The sequence below is a fragment of the Acidisphaera rubrifaciens HS-AP3 genome (assembly GCF_000964365.1).
GTDB lineage: Bacteria > Pseudomonadota > Alphaproteobacteria > Acetobacterales > Acetobacteraceae > Acidisphaera > Acidisphaera rubrifaciens.
In genome coordinates, this window is sequence record NZ_BANB01000954.1 from 1 (window position 1) to 673 (window position 673).

Annotated in this window: 1 protein-coding gene; it reads left to right on the forward strand. The window is 74.6% G+C overall.

Annotated elements, in window-relative coordinates:
* Positions 1–106: 106 nt before the first annotated feature.
* The coding region (gene rsmI, locus B8460_RS19335) for a 16S rRNA (cytidine(1402)-2'-O)-methyltransferase (protein ID WP_048863262.1) at positions 107–673 on the forward strand (567 nt) is incomplete at its 3' end.

Here is a 673-nt window from a genome sequence, read left to right on the forward strand (position 1 = left end):
GGGCGGCCCGCCCGACAGTCCCGGACGCGCGGTCGGTCCGTTCAGTGGGGGCTGACAGGCAGCCAGTGCTACAGTGACACCCAGCAGGACGAGCGCGCGACGCAACATGGACGATCCTTCCGCGGAACAGGAGCGAGGCCAGGCGGTCGGCGGTCTTGTGCTGGTTTCGACGCCGATCGGCAACCTCGGCGATATCAGCGCGCGAGCGCGGCTCGCGTTGTCGGGGTGCGACCTCGTGCTGTGCGAGGACACGCGCCACTCCGCCGGCCTGCTGGCGGGGCTCGGTCTCTCCGCGCGGCTGGAGGCGTTGCACGAGCACAACGAGGAGGCGCGCATCCCCGCCGTGCTCGCCCGCCTGCATGCGGGTGCGAGGGTGGCGCTGATCAGCGACGCCGGCACGCCGCTCGTCTCCGATCCCGGCTTCCGTCTCGTGCGCGCGGCGATCGCCGGGGGGATCGAGGTCACCGCGATCCCGGGGGCGAATGCCGCCGTCACCGCCCTGGTCGTCTCCGGCCTGCCGCCGCTGCCCTTCCTCGTGCTCGGTTTTCCGCCGCCGCGCGCGGCGGCGCGGCGGGCGGCATTCGGGCGGCTGGTCGCGGCGGAGCGGGCGGGGCTGTCGGCGACGCTGATCTGGCACGAGGCGCCGCACCGCCTGGCGGAGACGCTGGCCGAC